The 17,610-nt window shown below is 48.7% G+C and carries 18 protein-coding genes; 4 read left to right on the forward strand and 14 right to left on the reverse strand.

Annotation, left to right across the window (positions count from 1 at the left end):
- The 6 genes from AC3WRW_RS01515 to AC3WRW_RS01540 form a co-directional block, all read right to left on the reverse strand.
- Complete coding sequence (locus AC3WRW_RS01515; RefSeq protein ID WP_492544315.1) at positions 1–678, reverse strand: sulfite oxidase-like oxidoreductase; 678 nt, start codon at positions 676–678, stop codon at positions 1–3.
- A 13-nt stretch (positions 679–691) separates the two neighbouring features.
- On the reverse strand, positions 692–1,615 hold the full coding sequence (locus AC3WRW_RS01520; protein WP_492544317.1) for an ABC transporter permease: 924 nt from the start codon (positions 1,613–1,615) through the stop codon (positions 692–694).
- Positions 1,599–2,666, reverse strand: coding sequence for an ABC transporter permease (locus AC3WRW_RS01525; RefSeq protein WP_492544319.1), 1,068 nt, complete (start codon positions 2,664–2,666; stop codon positions 1,599–1,601). The genes AC3WRW_RS01520 and AC3WRW_RS01525 overlap by 17 nt, the downstream gene beginning before the upstream one ends.
- Complete coding sequence (locus AC3WRW_RS01530) at positions 2,659–4,158, reverse strand: ABC transporter ATP-binding protein (protein ID WP_492544320.1); 1,500 nt, start codon at positions 4,156–4,158, stop codon at positions 2,659–2,661. Before AC3WRW_RS01530 ends, AC3WRW_RS01525 begins: the two co-directional genes overlap by 8 nt.
- An 81-nt stretch (positions 4,159–4,239) precedes the next feature.
- Positions 4,240–5,271, reverse strand: coding sequence for a BMP family lipoprotein (locus AC3WRW_RS01535; RefSeq protein WP_492544322.1), 1,032 nt, complete (start codon positions 5,269–5,271; stop codon positions 4,240–4,242).
- Positions 5,272–5,499: 228 nt separating this feature from the next.
- Complete coding sequence (locus AC3WRW_RS01540; RefSeq protein ID WP_492544324.1) at positions 5,500–5,769, reverse strand: late competence development ComFB family protein; 270 nt, start codon at positions 5,767–5,769, stop codon at positions 5,500–5,502.
- A 206-nt stretch (positions 5,770–5,975) separates the two neighbouring features.
- Here AC3WRW_RS01540 and AC3WRW_RS01545 point away from each other — a divergent pair, with 206 nt between their 5' ends.
- Complete coding sequence (locus AC3WRW_RS01545) at positions 5,976–6,482, forward strand: metal-dependent hydrolase (protein WP_492544326.1); 507 nt, start codon at positions 5,976–5,978, stop codon at positions 6,480–6,482.
- A gap of 50 nt (positions 6,483–6,532) precedes the next feature.
- Here AC3WRW_RS01545 and AC3WRW_RS01550 read toward each other — a convergent pair whose 3' ends face one another.
- On the reverse strand, positions 6,533–8,284 hold the full coding sequence (locus tag AC3WRW_RS01550) for a sensor histidine kinase (protein WP_492544328.1): 1,752 nt from the start codon (positions 8,282–8,284) through the stop codon (positions 6,533–6,535).
- A 207-nt stretch (positions 8,285–8,491) separates the two neighbouring features.
- Positions 8,492–10,465: a stalk domain-containing protein gene (locus AC3WRW_RS01555; protein ID WP_492544330.1), complete on the reverse strand. Its 1,974-nt coding sequence runs from the start codon at positions 10,463–10,465 to the stop codon at positions 8,492–8,494.
- Positions 10,466–10,618: 153 nt separating this feature from the next.
- Between AC3WRW_RS01555 and greA the strand changes: the two genes are divergently transcribed.
- Positions 10,619–11,089 carry a transcription elongation factor GreA gene (greA, locus tag AC3WRW_RS01560; protein WP_492544332.1) on the forward strand — a complete coding sequence of 157 codons (471 nt, stop codon included), beginning with the start codon at positions 10,619–10,621 and terminating at the stop codon, positions 11,087–11,089.
- Between the two features lie 84 nt (positions 11,090–11,173).
- Here the strand turns inward: greA and murI are convergent, their stop codons facing one another.
- The 6 genes from murI to AC3WRW_RS01590 all read right to left on the reverse strand — a co-directional run bounded on the left by murI (position 11,174) and on the right by AC3WRW_RS01590 (position 15,609).
- Positions 11,174–11,950, reverse strand: coding sequence for a glutamate racemase (murI, locus tag AC3WRW_RS01565; RefSeq protein WP_492544334.1), 777 nt, complete (start codon positions 11,948–11,950; stop codon positions 11,174–11,176).
- Between the two features lie 31 nt (positions 11,951–11,981).
- Complete coding sequence (locus AC3WRW_RS01570; protein WP_492544336.1) at positions 11,982–12,752, reverse strand: Cof-type HAD-IIB family hydrolase; 771 nt, start codon at positions 12,750–12,752, stop codon at positions 11,982–11,984.
- 125 nt (positions 12,753–12,877) lie between these two features.
- Positions 12,878–13,408 carry an ATP-dependent Clp protease proteolytic subunit gene (locus AC3WRW_RS01575; RefSeq protein ID WP_492544338.1) on the reverse strand — a complete coding sequence of 177 codons (531 nt, stop codon included), beginning with the start codon at positions 13,406–13,408 and terminating at the stop codon, positions 12,878–12,880.
- Positions 13,409–13,572: 164 nt separating this feature from the next.
- Entirely contained in the window at positions 13,573–13,890 is a 318-nt protein-coding gene (locus tag AC3WRW_RS01580) for an MGMT family protein (protein ID WP_492544340.1), read from the reverse strand.
- The gene (locus AC3WRW_RS01585; RefSeq protein WP_492544341.1) at positions 13,887–14,975 is read right to left on the reverse strand and encodes a lactonase family protein; all 1,089 of its coding nucleotides are present in this window, start codon (positions 14,973–14,975) and stop codon (positions 13,887–13,889) included. Before AC3WRW_RS01585 ends, AC3WRW_RS01580 begins: the two co-directional genes overlap by 4 nt.
- Before the next feature lie 67 nt (positions 14,976–15,042).
- Positions 15,043–15,609: a TetR/AcrR family transcriptional regulator gene (locus AC3WRW_RS01590; RefSeq protein ID WP_492544343.1), complete on the reverse strand. Its 567-nt coding sequence runs from the start codon at positions 15,607–15,609 to the stop codon at positions 15,043–15,045.
- 191 nt (positions 15,610–15,800) lie between these two features.
- Here AC3WRW_RS01590 and AC3WRW_RS01595 point away from each other — a divergent pair, with 191 nt between their 5' ends.
- Both AC3WRW_RS01595 and AC3WRW_RS01600 read left to right on the forward strand, forming a co-directional pair.
- On the forward strand, positions 15,801–16,691 hold the full coding sequence (locus AC3WRW_RS01595; RefSeq protein WP_492544345.1) for an ABC transporter ATP-binding protein: 891 nt from the start codon (positions 15,801–15,803) through the stop codon (positions 16,689–16,691).
- A complete protein-coding gene (locus AC3WRW_RS01600; RefSeq protein WP_492544347.1) occupies positions 16,688–17,500 on the forward strand; it encodes an ABC transporter permease subunit in 813 nt (270 codons plus the stop codon). Before AC3WRW_RS01595 ends, AC3WRW_RS01600 begins: the two co-directional genes overlap by 4 nt.
- Positions 17,501–17,610: the final 110 nt, after the last annotated feature.

Here is a 17,610-nt window from a genome sequence, read left to right on the forward strand (position 1 = left end):
TTAATCAAACTCCTTTCTGACCCACTCATCCTCAGGAATTGGAATGGCTTCTCCAGAGAAACGCTGTTCCTCAAAAGGATCCGCCACATTATGGAAACCATTGCGTTCCCAGAATCCTTCGCGGTCTTCCTTCATAAATTCGATACCCCGAATCCATTTGGCGCTTTTCCAGAAATATAAATGCGGGACAAGGAGACGAAGCGGCCAGCCGTGCTTAGGGGTAAGCGGTTTGCCGTCATAGCTCATGGCCAGCAAAATGTCATCTCCCATTAGATCTTCCAATGGAACGTTCGTTTCATAATCATTGTCTGCATGCAGCATGACATAGCTGCCTTCCGGTTTAATATCGGCGAGACGCAAGAAATCTCGAAACCGAATCCCTTCCCAGACGGTATCCAACTTTGACCAACGCGTTACACAATGAATATCGCAAACGATTTGCGTACGCGGCAGCGCCAGCAATTCCTCGTAGCTAAACGTTTTCTCCTCGGCAACTTCCCCGAACACGCGCAGCGACCACTCGCCCATATCGTACTTCGGCACTTCCCCTTCGTGCAAAATCGGGAAACGGTCCGTTACCGCCTGACCAGGTGGAACCCGGCCCGCAAGCTCCTGCGGAACTTCGACTGCTGGAATTTGCATACGCTTGATGCGTTCTGCTTTGCTGTCTTTATGCATGCTGTCATCCTCCTTAACGGGAACTGCCATTCGCCTTCTGCGCATCGGCCAAATAATTGCTTTTCCGGAAGAAAAGCATCGCCAGCAGCGTGACTACGTAAGGCAGCATTTGTGTGAAATGTGTAGGCAGCGAGAAGCCCTGCAAGCGGATGCTGAAAGCATCCATTAAACCGAAAAGCAAGCTCGAAGCCATTACACCGATCGGATTGGCTTGACCCAGCATCGTGGCCACAAGGGCAATGAAGCCTCTTCCAGCCGTCATTCCTTCTGTGAACATCGTTACCTGCCCCAGTGAAAGCTGTGCGCCTGCCAGCCCGCAAAGCAGTCCGCAGATAAGTACAGCCAAATACTGCATCCGATTTACTTTAATGCCTAAACTTTTGCTGGCCACCGGGTTTTCGCCGACAGCAATGAGCCTGAAGCCAAGGACAGATTTGAATAGAAAATACTGCAGAACAAATACAAGAATAAAAGCTAAATAAACAAGCGGGGAATGGCCCGAAATAATTTCGCCAATCACAGGAATATCCTTAATGACCGGGATGTTCCATTTGGGCAATCCGATCATATTTTTATCATAGAAAGCGCCTTTGACATGGAAAATAGCCCGCAAGCAAAACGCAGTCAAGCCTAAGGCCAGAAAATTAAAGGAAATGCCGACCACAATGACGTTCGCTTGCAAATGAATGCTGATATAAGCAAATATCAGTGAAAACAGCATCGTTATCGCCACAGCGATAAGGACGGCCAATACAACGTTGCCCGTGTAAAAATTGCCGACAATCGCTGAGAATGCACCGACTAGCACGAAGCCTTCCAAACCCACATTAAACAAGCCGACTCTGGAGCAGATGGCGCCGCCCAATGCCGCAAGCAAGATCGGGGCCACCATACGAATCATCGAATTGAATAAAGACACATCAAGAAGATGCTGCATCGCCTTTGCCTCCTTTCCGTCGTTTCCATAACGTATAACTGAACTTCGCTGTAACGAATAAGATGAGCAAGGACTGAATGACACTGGAAATTTCCAATGGAATGTTCGTATTTCGCTCAACGCCCATACCGCCGGTTTGCAAACCCGCCAGCAGCACAGCCGCAACAGCCGTCCCTAAAGGATGGGCGCCGGACAGCAGCGTCGCCATAATCCCCGACCAGGCATAGCCTGGATTCGTTATCATGCCATCGGTATACCTGTACTGCATGCCCAGAACTTCGACAGCTCCGGCAAGCCCGGCAAATCCGCCACTGGCGAACATGCTGGCCAGCATCACCTTCCCGCGGTTCACGCCTCCGTAACCGGCAAACAGCGGATTGTACCCGAGCATACGAATTTCATAACCGGCCGTCGTATATTTGATAAACAAATAAAGGAACACGGCCAGCGCGATTGCAATAATGAAACCGCCGTGGATGCTCATCCCTTGAAACAATTTGGGCAGCCAGATCCCTTTGTCGATCATCATCGTTTGGGCCAGTGCGGCAGAGCCCGTTTTATCCTTAAACGGATAGGCGACCATATAGCCGGCAAATAGCGCAGCTATGTAATTCAGCAGCAGCGTTGTAATGATCAAGTTCATTCTGAACCTGGCATCCAGCCACCCTGCAAAAGCCGACCAAATGCCGCCGGCCGCAATGCCGCCAACAATGGCAGCAAACAATTTAAACAGCGGAGGCCCGGGCAAATAAAGAGCGATCATGGCGCTGGACAGCGCGCCCAAGATCATTTGTCCTTCCGAGCCCATATTGAAGAATCCGGCACGGAAAGCGACAGATACGCCTAAACCTACCAAAATAAGCGGAGTCGCACGAGTCAGCGTATTCGTAATGAAATAGAAATTGCCAAAAGCGCCTTTCCACATCTGTGCGTACGTATCGATAATGGAGCCGCCGATCAATGATATGGCGATCGCGCCGCCCAACAAGCCGATGACAACGGCAAGGAGCGGCTGAACCAATGCGCTTAGTGGGAAACGTTTTTTAAGCATGAGCAGCCCCTCCCGCCATCCATAAACTAATCTGCTCTTCGGTTGCGTTCTCGGCAGAAATCTCTCCGGCTATTCGTCCTTCATACATCACAAGAATCCGATCCGAGAGCTTAAGAATTTCTGTTAATTCAGAGGAAACCAATAAAATAGCTCCCTGCTCCTCCCGCTTCCGAAGCAATTCTTCGTGAATGAGCTCCATGGCCCCGATATCGACGCCGCGCGTGGGCTCCGCCGCAATGAGAAAAGGCTGTTTCTGGGCAATTTCTCTAGCTACGATCAGCTTTTGCAAATTACCGCCGGAGAGATATTTGACCTTCGTTTCCTGCGAGCCTGCTTTAATTTGAAACTGCTGGATGAAGCCGTTCACCATCTGACGCAGCTCCTTCCCTTGCAGGAAGCCTTTGCGGCTTCGGGTCCGGTGATGGCCCATCGTTCCGTTATCCAGCACAGTTCCCTCCTTCGCCGCCCCCCATTGGTAGCGGTCTTCAGGGACGTGCGAGAGTCCGATGTTTCTGATTTCCCGAACGGAACGCCCTTGGATGCTTTGGTCGAGCAGTCGAATTTCTCCGCGGTCAATGTCTTGCAAGCCTGAAATGGCTTGAATGAGCTCGGATTGACCGTTGCCCGAAATGCCGGCGATGCCAACGATCTCGCCCGCCCTAACCTGCAAACTGACCTGGTCCAGTATGGGCTTCCCTTTGTTTCCGAGGATCGAAACATCTTTCACCTGCAGGACGGTTTCTCCTAATACGGCTTTGCTTCTGTTTGTCGGCAGCAGCTCCCTGCCCACCATCAGCTTCGATAATTGTTCGACGTTCGTATCTTCCGCATTCAACTGTCCGGTTACTTTCCCGTCACGCAGAACCGTCACCCGGTCGGCAATTTCCATCACCTCGTGAAGCTTGTGCGTAATGATGATAAAGCTTTTGCCCTGCTTGGCCAAGCTGCGCATAATGACCAGGAGCTCTTGCGCTTCAAGCGGAGTCAGCACCCCTGTGGGCTCGTCCAAAATAATAATGTCTGCTCCCTGATACAATACTTTCAAAATTTCAACGCGCTGCTGCATGCCAAGCGGACAATCGGCCACTTTCTTGGAAGGATCAATCGGCAAACGATATTTGGCACACAATGCCTCCACTTGCAGGGCAGCCTTTTTCCGATCGAATTTCACCCCAGATTTGGGCTCGTTGCCGATCACGATGTTCTCAGCCACCGTAAAAGAGGGAAACAGCATGAAGTGTTGATGCACCATCCCGATTCGATGACGAATCGCATCCGTAGGATTGGTGAAAACGACCTCTTGGCCGTCCAAAAGAATACGCCCTGCCGTAGGCTGCTCCATGCCGTACAAGATGCGCATCAGAGTCGTTTTACCGGCTCCGTTTTCACCGACTAATGCATGAATTTCACCTTGACGCAGCGAGAAATCGACGTTGGAGTTCGCTGTTAAATTGCCATATGTTTTCGTTATTTGACGCATTTGAAGCAGCATAACGGTTTATCGCTCCTCTTCTAGACATGAGGAAACTGCTTACGTCTCCGTAAACAGTTTCCAAGGTGGATATAAAATGAATTATTTGACCGGGTTCTCTACTTTCACTTTGCCGGAAACGATATCGTCGCGAATGGCCTTCACTTTGGTAATGACATCTTGGCCGATAAAAGGACTAAGCGCAGACTTGCTGTCTTTGGTTACAAAGGTAAGACCAACGCCATCTTCTTTCAAACCGTAATCGACAGAACCAAATTTAAACGTGCCTTCTACGAAATCTTTCACCGTTTGGTACGCAACGGCATCTGTGCCTTTTAATTGCGAAAGTACAATGTGCTCCGGATCTGTTACCGTACGGTCAATATCTTGACCGGATGTATAGAAGCCTTTTTCTTTCGCGGCTTCGAACACGCCCAGATCGCTTACAGCGGAAGCCGCAGCAATGAAATCCGCCCCTTGCGCAAATTGCGTTAACGCCAATTCTTTCGCTTTGGCCGGGTCCGTGAAGCTGCCTACGTAGTTAACGATGAATTTGGCATTCGGGTTCGTAGCTTTCAAACCTTCTTGGAAACCGACCGTATACTTCTTAATGAGCGGGATATCGAGAGCTGCAACCATACCAACCACGTTCTTCTTCGTCGCAAGACCTGCGGCTGCGCCCAGCAAGTAGGAAGCTTCATGCTCGCGGAAAACAACGCTGCGAACGTTCGGAAGATCGACGACCGTATCAATAATGGCGAAAGATTTCTTCGGATTTTCAGCGGCTACTTTCTTCAGCGCATCTTCGGACTCGAACGAGCTTGTAATGATTAGATCGTAATTATCGGCAACGGCTGCGCGCAGATTTTGCTCAATTGCGCTTGCATCTGTGGATTCTACCGTTTTGACCGTGATGCCAAACTCTTTTCCTGCTTTTTTGACACCTTCATCCTCTTGAGCGAAAAATGGATTCAAACCGATTTTCTCCGGCGTGATCAGGATGACTTTCTTATCGGACTTAGCTGCAGCTGCTTTCGTTGCTTCTGCATTTGGAGCTGCTGTGTCTGTCTTTGCAGTTGCGCAGCCTGTTAAGAGCACAGTAACGGCAAACATGGAAATTAACGCTTTTTTCATATGTGTTTCTCTCCCCTGTTAAATATGTATTTTTATTAAACGCCTCTCCTATATATCCTACTAAAGAACTCGGATTTAGTCAAAATATTTTTTCGTTCGACAAAATTCTCCATTTTAGTTCGAAATATACGGAATCATGTCGATCATTATACTATAATGTCAAATGACATGCTATAAAAAAAAGCCGGCCTCCCCAAACGGAGACCAGCTTTCGTTGTTTACATAACGCTATACCTCATGATGCTGATGGTCGGCAACGATGTTGGCTGCTTCCATCAATTCACGCATGACATCGGATTGCAGCTGCGAATTAATGTACAAGCCTTTTACAAATAAAGCGCCCTTCTCACTTGACGTGTATCTCGGCGGAATTTTGTTTAAGACCAGCGCAAGCATATCATCTTTACATTTACCGCAGTCACATTTCAATTCGTAGCTTTTCTGAAACTCTTCAAACATATTGTTAACGATCGTTTCCATGGCATTAAAGACTGGCATCGGAGTTAGCTCCTTCTCTATTTTAACTATAAATCTATTATAACGTATAAACGCATAATCAAAAAGTGCTCAAAGTCTAGTGAACAGCCCCCAAATTGTCATATAATAGGTACCTGATCCTAGATTCTGGCCAATTCGGACTCAAAAGCCGGTTATGCTCCGAATTCTGTACAGTTCTCCATTAAATCAAACACAGAGGGTACATCATGCTGCAAAAAACACATAGTATTGCCGGATTCATTACGGCAGAACTCGTACTTGCTTATCAAGAGGTAAGCTTTTTTTCGTGGGACACCGCGGGCGCGCTCCTGCTGGGCTGTCTGGCAGGCACTTTAGCGGATGTCGACAAACCGGGATCTACAATGGCTAAGGTTTTGTTCCCGTTATCTGCGCTGCTTCGCATACTGAAGGTACGCCATCGGACGCTCACTCATTCGCTCGTCTTCCTTCTGCTTCTGATGATGATCTCACTGCCGATGACACCCTTGTACTTCTGGGTTTTCATCCTGGCTTATGCATCACATCCCCTGATTGATTTACTCAACGAGCGGGGCATTCAATTGTTGTGGCCGCTCCCGATGAAAATACGCCTGCTGCCAAAATTCATCGCCATCGATACAGGTTCCGCAGGCGAAACCGGATTCCGCTGGCTGCTTTTGGGAGTCAGCTTAGCAATTCCTTTTATGCTTTATGTGTATCCGGCCCTCCGCTAAAAAAAGAACCCCTCCTTCTCTGTTTCAACAGAAAGGAAGGGGCGCTCCGGTTACTGCATGGGAACCGAGATTTGAAAACAGATCCAGCCATCTTCCACAGACACTTCGATCGTCCCTTTATAGTGTTCGATCCGTTCTTTGACAACGGATAAACCTAATCCTTGATGCTCGCCGTCCACTTTAGTGCTGTACCCGATGGTGAACATTTGGCTGTAATCCTCAGCTTTAAAATCCGGCTGAACCGGATTCGATACGGAGAAGGTTACTTGATTCGACTCCGACCATCCGTTCACGATGACCTCACGTTCGCCCGGCGGGAATTTGTTGACCTCGTCAAAAGCATTATCGATCAAATTTCCGATGATTTTCACGATATCAACCGATTTCACACCTAAGGACAGACCATCCAAGCCTGTAAATTCATAATGGAAGTCAATTTTGGTTCGCATCGCAAGCGCAAACTTCGCTTGAATCAATGCCGCGATCGCCGGATGGCCGATTCGGATAATATCGTTTACTTCATTGATTTCTTCGAGCAATTCTTTCATATATTTCATTTGGTCTGCTTTTTTGCCGTTCGCCAGCAGCGCGTACATCGTTTGCACATGATTCAGGAAATCATGCCGCTGGCTGCGTATCGTGGCAAACATCAAGTCCACATTTTGAATGTATAACTCTTGGGTGTTTTGAACGGCGGTTTCACGGCTTTTCGTCATAAAGCGGAATACAAAATAAATAAATACGCAGCTAAAAAGCGTGAACAAAACAACGATCAGCAGAAGCTGAACAAGCTGCTTGTTTAAAGTTTGTTGAATCGATTGATAGTCCGATGTGATGGAAATGACATAGGGAACTTCCCTTTGCACTTCGGTCACTTTATTTTTGACTGGAACGTAGACGAATGTTTTCAGGATAGGCTTGCCCTTCCAGTTTTCGACAACGCTAACCGGCTTGCCGGTTGATATAGCTTCCTTGTAATGCACCAAATCTTTATCGCTCGGAATGTTGTATGTACCGAACAGCAGCGGCCGGTCATAGACCGAAATAAACGTCGAGCCGTCGCTGCCTTTGTACTCAATTGGCTTCGTTCCGAACGTAATTCCGTGCAAGCCAGAGATTTCCAAAATATCCGGATTGGCTGCAAGCGTTTTCTTCACGACTGTATCCGCACCGACGATTTCTTTGAATCTCTGAATTTTGGCGGCGTTCACAAAGACAGAAATAATATAATTGGTCGAACCATTATAATAATACCCGAATTTACTGACATTGCTTGACCCTGAAGCCGGAACCTCGTAGATGCCTGTCCAGAAATTTTGCAGCTTTTGCCCTTCTGGTATGGTGACCTCATGATTCGTCATCAGTTGATCGAATGCCGTAAACCAGTAGCCGAAAGGGATCGTGCTCGTAATTTGAAGTTCTTTGGGTTCTGACGACTTGCCTACCATAATATCGTTCCCTTTGCCGCTGCGCTTCATCAACGAGAAACCATCGACGCCTGCTTGCTTGGCAAGCTGTACCAGCTGTTCGTTGGATACCTTATCGATATCCGGGTCCAGCTTACTCTCGGCAAAAAGTGCGACTGAGCGCAAATTTTCACCGACTAAATCTTCTACGAAGAAGGAGCCTTCCTCTGACAGTTCAATTGAAGTACGAATTTGATTCGCCGTAGATTCCATTCTCGCCGATAAGGCTTGCGTTAACAATGATTTCGTATACCAATAATAAGAGGTATTGTTCGTCACCAGCAGCAGGATGACAATAATAAAGGTGATGTAGATGACTTTGCTGTTTATTCTCATGAAGATGTTCACACTTTCTATGTGGTGTAAAGTCAATATTACAAAGTTGAGATTACGCACAACTTGGTTTGGACACAAAACGAAAACTTATTGCCTCTTTCAGTAGTATAGTAGGATAGGAAAGCATTGTCTATTAATTAATGCACAGCACGGCTGCATAAGAAAATGCAGTCCGTTTCCTCACAGGAATCGGGCTGCATGTTTATTTTACGGAACGGTCACTTCTATGCTTTTTTTCATCAGGATTCTTTCGCCGATTCGTACGGTAACGTTCACTTGATGGGTTCCGGCAGCGAACGGACGGGAGGCTTTCAAGCTAAACAGCAACACCGGTGCGCTAAGATCCGGCTGATTGACGATTGCTTTATTCTCGGATATACCGCCACGGTCACCGTTCTCTTCTATCGTCATTTGCAGCGGCATTTGCCCGGCTTCATAATCTTCCCTGCTGGTCCAGTCCTCCGCGAAGGCCTGCAGCTCCAGACGCCCGTAGTTCACTTGCATCGGGACTTCATTCCACGTGACGTTATAGTACTTCTCGAATAACGTATACTCATTTCCTGCATATACCTGCATAAGTCCGAAAAGAGCCATTACATCTTTTACATTCAAATAAAACAGATCGCCCTTATATTGCACAGGTTCCGATAGCTGAATGCCCTCACCTTTGCCGCCCTGCCAATGCACCTGTGCATGGCTTTGACCCGCTTGCAGCTCAATGGAATAATCCCCCTTGGTCAGCGTAACCGTATCCTTCTCCCGCACATAACTGACTTCATATTGCAGCTTTTGAGCCAATTGGGCTGCGTCCAGATACGACTTGCCCTTTTCCGTGTATCCGATTCGTTCACCTGTGTACAGCTGTAATCCGTCTTTGGCAGCCGGTGCGATGCCGATACCATTCGTTCCCGCCTTTGCAATGTAAGCGACTGTCGGCGCATCTTGATCATCTACTCTATCCAACGTGTTGCTCCAGTAAGAGATCCACCCGGACCGGTTATCGACGTTCACCCTCAACCACACAACCCCGCTGTTTGGCTGATTCCAAACCTCCGTTACTTCTACTGTCTGATTGCGCAGCAGCAGCGTTGTGCCGTTAAACGGCACTTCCGGATAATGCTTCAGCTCCTTCGAATCCTTGATGGCTACCTTCCAATGGACAGGAACCGCGGACTCCGGGTCTCCGACCAGCTTGTTGATCCATCCCGTTCCTTTCGATGTACGCACATGGTACCACGTGCTGTAGTGCCAAATTTCATAAGGGCCTCTCCCCGACCATAAAGGCTCTGTAATTTTCTCAAACACCGTGACGGTTTCATCTTTAAGCACGGCACTTTCCTTCGCCAATCCCCTGAACACAGTAGGGAAAAGCGGCGTTTCGCGCACAATCTTCAACGTCTCATCCGCCGGAAGAATAGCAACCCCTTTGTCACGTGTCCAACTGGTCCCTTGATCCGTTTGCACTTCGAAGGCACGATCATAAATCGTGGTAAACTCAGCCACAATGGGGAAATCGCCGTCCTTCGCGTCTGACCAGTCTTGCTGCTGCCCCACTCCCATGGCCGCTCCAAGCCCGCTTTTTGATGGCAAATTATAATAATGCGCTTTGCGCTGAACCTTTTGAACCGTTCCGATTTGATTCACCGGAATATGCGCCCAAAGATCGCCCAGCCAAGTCGTATGTACTTGAATCCATGCTTTGCTGCCGGGATCGTTGGTATAGAACCATTGTTTTTGGGCGTTCTTTACTTCAACTTCCTGAGGCGATAAAGCGGCAACTGCCCCGCCTTTGGTGCTCTGGCTGCGATACAGAGGCGTCTCCTCTAAAAGCATGATGCGTTCCGGCGGCGCGATATCGATCTCCCAAGGCTTCGGCCTGATCCACCTTGGCCCGAACATCGTTTCGATCTTCCAAGTCGATTCGCCGGTCGACCAATTGCTTTGCGCTTCCAGCACATGCACCTCTTGAGGTGCAAACGTGCCTTCCGGCTGCGCATTGTACGTATCCGCCTCCGCATAATAAGGCGTATCCGCCAGCAGCTCGATCACCGCAGGAAAGCGCAGCCCTTCGGGGGCATAAGAGCCTCCGTACATCGTTTCCGCACCCGCCTGCGGCACGAAGCCGCCAAAGCCCAATGCTGCGGCAAACATCGTGAAGGTGAACAGCTTTATTTTCATCATACTGAACGAATCACATCCCGCATCCATATTAAGGAAAAACCTTCCATTATGTAGACGCGAAAGCTGCTCCGAAAGTTGCTTGGAGAGGATACTTTACTTGCCCCCGCTACTTTAGTACTATAACAAGTATCGAATACATGAGGAGCTGTAAAAATGTCCAGTGATGAAATCATTCTAACTCCCGAAGGATTACGCAGTTTAGAACTAGAGCTTGAAGAATTGAAAACCGTTAAACGCAAGGAATTGGCAAGCCGCATTAAGACAGCCATTAGTTACGGCGACCTGAAAGAAAACAGCGAATATCATTCCGCCAAAGAAGAGCAAGGTTTCATGGAAACGAGAGTTTTGACGATCGAGAGAATGCTGAAGAAAGCGCGTGTGGTCACGAACCTGGATACATCCAAAGTCCAAGTAGGTTCCATCGTCGTGCTGAACGATGTTGAATTTGCTGAGAAAATTGAGTACAAGGTTGTCGGTAGTTCCGAAGCGAATGTCAATGAAAATAAAATTTCCTATGAGAGCCCGCTAGGCGCCTCCCTCATGGGCAAATCGGTTGGCGATACGATTAGCGTTAATGCTCCTATGGGCGTCATCACGTATGAGCTGCTTGAAATTCGTGTATAGTCCCTGCTCATAAGGGAACCATGCGCAGCAATAGCAAAAGGGCCGTCCCTTCAGTAGATATTTCTACTTGAGGACAGCCCTTTTTTATACCCCAACGACCCCAAAAAGCTCCAGTGCCTTTGCCATCTTGGCCAAATAAGCCGGATCGTTGTTGGAGCACAGCCATTTGAGATCGGAACGCCCTTGGCCGGACAGCAGGTTCCGGTCGCTCAACAGCTGCGTCAACCGGTTCACCGTCCCGGCGCTCCCGTCCACGATTTGGATGTGTGCAGGCAGTACTTCCCTTAAAGCGCTTCTGAAAAAGGGATAGTGCGTGCATCCAAGCACAACTGTGCCGTACAAGCTTAGATCGAATGGCTCCAGCATGGCATGAAAATAATCGATAACTTGCCGGCTGTTCACATTCAACTGCTCGCAGAACTCTACTAATTCCGGCATCGGCAGCGAATCCACCATGCCCATATCATCGATACGAGAAACGAGATCCCGGTATTTGGATTGTTTGAGAGTTAACGGCGTAGCAAACACCAGCACTCTTTTGCCTGATGAACGGTTCATTGCAAGCGCCGGCTTCACCGCTGGCTCCATGCCGATGATCGGCATTTCGTACATGCCCCGCAGCTCAGTTATCGCTATGCTCGTGGCCGTATTGCAAGCAATAACAAGCGCGCTAACTTCTTCCTTACTGATGGTTTCTACCGCTTTTTTCACAAAACCAAGAACCTCGTCCTTCGGTTTCGTCCCGTATGGAACATGAAGCGTATCCGCGAAATAAAGAAAATCCTCCTGAGGCAACTGCTTCATGGCTTCGTGCAAGACGGAAATTCCGCCTAACCCTGAATCAAAAAAAGCTATTCTCATATATATTCACCCTGATCTTATTCTATCGGTGCTAGAGCAATCCTGCTGTGATAAGTCCATTGCGCACGCCGTCTTCATCCACATGGGTAGTGACATGATCCGCATAAGGAAGCAAATCCTTGTGGGAGTTGCCCATCGCGATACCCATTCCTACATAGGAAAGCATTTCCATATCATTCAAACCATCGCCGAATGCTACCGCATCTTCCGGTTTCAAGCCTACAAGCTCCAGCAGCGCGGCAATTCCTTGAGCTTTCGATCCGCCGGCCGGCAAAACATCGATCGCATGCTGGTGCCAGCGAATGAGCTTAAACTCGGATTGGAGCTCTTCGTACAAATGCTCATCCGTGTCTTCGCAATGAAGAAATATTTGATAAATATCGTTCGTTTTCCAAAATTCCGGATCATAGCCTGGCAAATCCACCTTCAATGACGAAACCGACCCTGTCACAAAAGGATGGTCTTCGGTGTCCGTGAAAAACTGATGCTCCCCTTCGAATACGAGGGAATGCTTGTACTTCGCGGCTAACTTAACCAATGCTTCGATGCTGCTTTTGGCGATGACGCGTCTGTAGAGCGGCTCCCCCCGGTAAACGGCATATCCTCCGTTCATGCAGACATAGGAATCGATCCCAAGCAGTTCAGCCAAGGGCTTAATGAAGTAAGGGGCTCGTCCCGTAGCAATGACGGGTTCGATACCTTGCTGTTTTAATTGATGAATGGCTGTTACCGTGGAAGCAGGAACCTGCTTCTCCTCATTGACAAGCGTACCGTCGATATCAAAAAATACAATTTTATACACAGTTGGTTCTCCTTTGTACTCGGAGGCAGCTGTCGCTGCCAGCCTACTCTCTTTCTCTCATTAAACACCAAAAAGAGAGAAAAAACAAAGAAAAAGAGAATCCCCCGGGCTTCTCTCCTTATGGCCTATACAATTTCATCAATCACACCGTACGTTAACGCTTCGTCAGGACTCATGTACCAATTGCGCTGATGCTCTTGAACCCGTAGAATCTCTTCGAGGGTCAGCTTCGTTTTCGATAAGAGGTATTCGTCATAAATGTTTTGCAGCCTCTGCGTTTCATCCACCCGGTTCTTCAAATATTCCAAATGCCCGTCAATGTGCGTGGAAACGGCGTGGTACATAAATGTGCTCAGCCTGCCTGCATATCTTTTGTGACCACTTACAGCGATCAGCAGGCTCATGCTGGCAGCTAGTCCATACACGTAGGTATGCACCGGCGTCTTACTGTTTTCAATCACATTAATCAGACCCAGGCCATCATAGACGCTCCCTCCGTTGCTATTGATAATAACGTCGATGGGCACGCGTTTAAAATCTTTTTCTTTCTTATCTTTGTCATCGTCAAATTGATTGATTTTCATAATTTGCTCCACAATGGTTTTCACAGAGCTTTTATTTATGCCATCGAATAGATATAAGGTTCTTTCATTCATAGAAATGCCTCCTGTCCTATGGCCAATTGATACAGTAGTCTATTCCCGACAGAAGGACTTTGTAACTCTTTTGCTTGTTTTTCCGTTTTTTTGGGCAACTGCACACAGAAGGCTGTCCCGCAAGCCATAGAAATGACTGGGGACAGCCTCTGATGATGTCACAACTATGGACTTTCTTCCATTGCAGCTTGATAACGCTCGAGAGAGATCAAGCGATCGTCCGTTAGCCGGATCCCTTCCGCTTGCAAAAGAAAGCTTTGCAGCTCCGCGCCCTCGTCATCTGCGATTGCAATTTCCCCTTTCGCATTGACGACACGGTGCCAGGGAAGCTTATGCTTTTTGCTCATGGCATGCAAAATCCGCACCACCTGCCGCGCGCTCCTCGGGCTTCCCGCAAGCTTTGCAACCTGACCGTAGGTCATTACTTTACCTTCAGGGATGGCCCGGATAATCTCGATAACCCGCTCGGTGTACGGTGTCATTCTACGACAGCAAACTTGATGCACACCGGTTTAGACAGCATCAGCACGCTGCCTGTAGGCACAAGTTTCCCTGTTTCAGCGTTTCTTGCGAACGATACAACGTTATCGGAATCTTTGTTTGCCACCAAGAGGTGAGATCCGTCCGGCGAAATCGCAAAATTACGCGGATGCTTCCCGAGCGTAGGCGCATACTCGACAGGGGCCAGTTTACCTGTCCCGGCATCGATAGCATAGACGACAATGCTGTCATGACCGCGGTTGGAGCCGTAGAGGAACTTGCCGTCAGGCGATACGTGAATATCCGCGCAGGCGTTTTCGCCTTCGTATGCATCAGGCAGCGTAGAGATCGTTTGAATCTCAGCCAGCGCTCCCTGCTCCTCATCGTAGCTGAATGCCGTTACCGTGGAGCCTAGTTCATTGATCACATAACCATACTTATAGGACGGGTGGAAAGCAAAATGCCGCGGGCCCGACCCTGGGGCAACCGACACCTCGCCATGAGGATGCAGCTTTTGGGCAGCAAGATCAAGCTTGTACAGCTTAATTTTATCCAACCCTAAATCACAAGCGCCGACATACGTATTCGTACGATCCAAGAAAACGGAATGAGCCCGCGGTCTATCCTGTACCTCCAAAACGCTCGCTCCTGTATGCTGCTGGATGTCAGCGCTTTGACCGATACGGCCGTCCGCTAATACAGGAGACAGCCCTACCATGCCGCCGTGATAACTAGAAACCATAATCACTTGATTCGTGAGATCGAGCTGAATATGGCAAGTTGTCATTGGAAGGGTGATCTCACTGTTCATAAGGGCTAATTCCCCCGACGTCTTGTCGATATGATAAGAGACAGCCGCACCGCAGCGTTGACCGTCTGCGCCAATCCCTTCCGATAGGGCAAACAGCCTCCAATTTTCCTGATCGACGGAAAGAAACGTTGGATTTTGCAAGCCACTTACCTCGTGAATGACTTCCAGACTTCCATTGCTTTCTCCATATTGACAGGTGTACACGCCAGGATTGCCAGAATCCGCATAGGAACCTATGAATGCTAGTGTTTTTTGGTGCTTAGGCAAAATAATCATCCCCTATTTTTCAATTTCCTACGTGCATTATCTCAAATCCGATTCTCAGGAGCAACCTATGATGCGTTCAGTATACAACCGGCGGCTGCGGGACAGTCCCGATTCCATAGAAAAACAGATGCACCATCTCCTCGATCAGCTCGTCCATATTCCCATGCTGCTGAGCATGATCGAGCATCGTGTCCGCTTGATTGGTCAGCATTTGCATATACATAATGATCGTGGACGTAGACAGCATCTCGGTAATCTCCCCGTTTCTCTTGCCGTCTTCAATAAGCCGGATCACGAGCGGAATGCCTTTCGCCATATATTCTTCTCTAACGAAACGGGCAAGCTCCGGATCCGTTTGCCAAATCTGCTTGATCATCTTCAGCCCGAACGTTTTCGACGATTGCTTTTTCTGAAAAATAATGTACTCGATTTTCTCTTTCAACGTATGGCTGTCTGCGAGAAACTCCTCAAACTCCCTGATCTTCAAGCGGATATAGTCCATAATTACTTCCCGTACCAGCACATCTTTACTGCCGTAATAGTTATATATCGTCACTTGAGATACACCGGCTTCTTCTGCAATATCGGCAATCCGCAGTTTTTTGGGATCGGTCGTTTCGAGCAAGCGTAGAGTTGCCTGCATAATGTTTTCTTTTTTTTGTTGAGCTCTTTTTTCAAAACCGTTCATATACATCACCCGTAATTTGGAATAATGAAATTATAGCACATATATATTTCAAAAGTATTGACGGAGCGTTCGCGGAGGAGTAACATGAGTTTTGAAATCATATCGATTAAATATTTCATAACTTTCATATTCGGAGGTGGCCGCGCGTGTTGACCGTTCAGCAGTTGACCAAAACATTCCCGAGCGGGAAAGGCATTTTCGATGTATCTTTTACGGTCAAAAAAGGCGAGGTCTTCGGTTTTCTCGGTCCGAACGGGGCCGGTAAATCAACGACGATTCGGCATATCATGGGCTTCATGAAGCCGGATAAAGGATCGGTAACGGTTGACGGTCTGGACACGTGGACACAGCAGGGCTTGGTTCATAAATTGCTTGGGTATTTACCTGGCGAAATTGCTTTTATCGAAGGAATGACCGGGAAAACCTTTCTGGAATTCATGGCAGAAATGCAAGGTTTGAAACACTTTGGACGACGGGAAGAGCTCATCGACCGGTTTCAATTCGACGTCAAGACCCCGATCCGCAAAATGTCCAAAGGCATGAAGCAAAAAGTCGGCATCGTCGCCGCTTTTATGCACCAGCCTGAGGTTATCATTCTGGATGAGCCCACCTCCGGTCTTGATCCGCTCATGCAGAAGGTGTTTATCAACCTTGTGCTTGAAGAAAAGGCGCGCGGCACTACCTTCCTGATGTCGTCCCACAGCTTTGCCGAAATCGAGCGGACATGCGACCGGGCGGCCATCATTAAAGACGGCGCGATCCTTACCGTCAAAGACATTCATGAGCTGCAGTCGATGCAGCGGAAATTGTTCGAAGTGACGTTCGGGCAGGAGGCAGATGCGGAAGCTTTTGCAAGGACATCAGGCCTGGCAATCGAATCTCGCGAAGGCAGCCGGGTGCGTGTAGCTGTGCAGGGCGAGTACGCTCTCTTTTTGGCGGAAACGTCGAAGTACGCGGTTCGAAATCTAGATGTGTTCACGCAAAGCCTCGAAGACGTGTTCATGAACTACTACGACCGGAAGGGGGCCTTACAATGAATGCCGCGCTGTATAAACATATGATGAAGATTCACATCAAAGGGATGATGAACTATGCGTTCGGTTCTGCTTTCTACATCCTGCTCATGTTCTGGCTTTTTCCAAGCTTCGCGGGGAATAATGCAGCGCTGGATGAGTTGATTAAGTCTCTTCCGGCCAGCGTTACGAATGCTTTCAACCTAGGCAGCGGCTTCGGAACTGTGGAAGGATTCATATCCGGCGAGTACTACGGCCTGCTGCTCGTGCTAATTGTCGCCATCTTCTGCATCCTGTTCTCCACACAGCTGATGGCGAAGCTTGTAGACCAAGGGGCGATGGCCTATTTGCTGGCAACGCCTGTCACCCGCGGCAAAGTAGCTGTGACGCAGGCCCTTGTATTCGTGACAGGGCTGGCGGTCATTATGGCCGTAACGACGCTGTGCGGTTTTGCGGGGTATGCCTTGTTCATCGGAGATTTGAGCGCTTTTCATGGCGCGGCCTATCTGCGGATGAACCTGGCAGCCTTCCTGCTCTTCTTCGCTGTCGGCGGCATCGCCTTTCTCGTCTCGTCACTTGCCAATGACGAGAAAAAAGCGCTCGGCTTTTCGGCCATGCTGACGTTTGGCTTTTTCTCCTTGGATTTTATCGGCAAGCTGAGCGAGAAAATCGATTGGCTGCGCAGCCTGACCTACTTCTCGCTCTATGATCCGAGCGGGATCATCGTCGGCGAAGCGGAGATAGGGATGGCTTGGTCGATCTTGGCTGCCATTGGCATTGCGGGTTTCGTGGCAGGCATTTTGCTGTTTCGCCGGCGGGATTTGCCATTGTAGGTGTAGGGGTGACTGGGCTGAGGATGACCCTATTTGCAGCATTGGGGCGGTGCAGGGCGTTTGGGGGAACTACAGTCCGTTATTTGGGCGATAAGCCGGGATTTCGCGGG

Source organism: Paenibacillus sp. FW126-R14 (assembly GCF_058789495.1).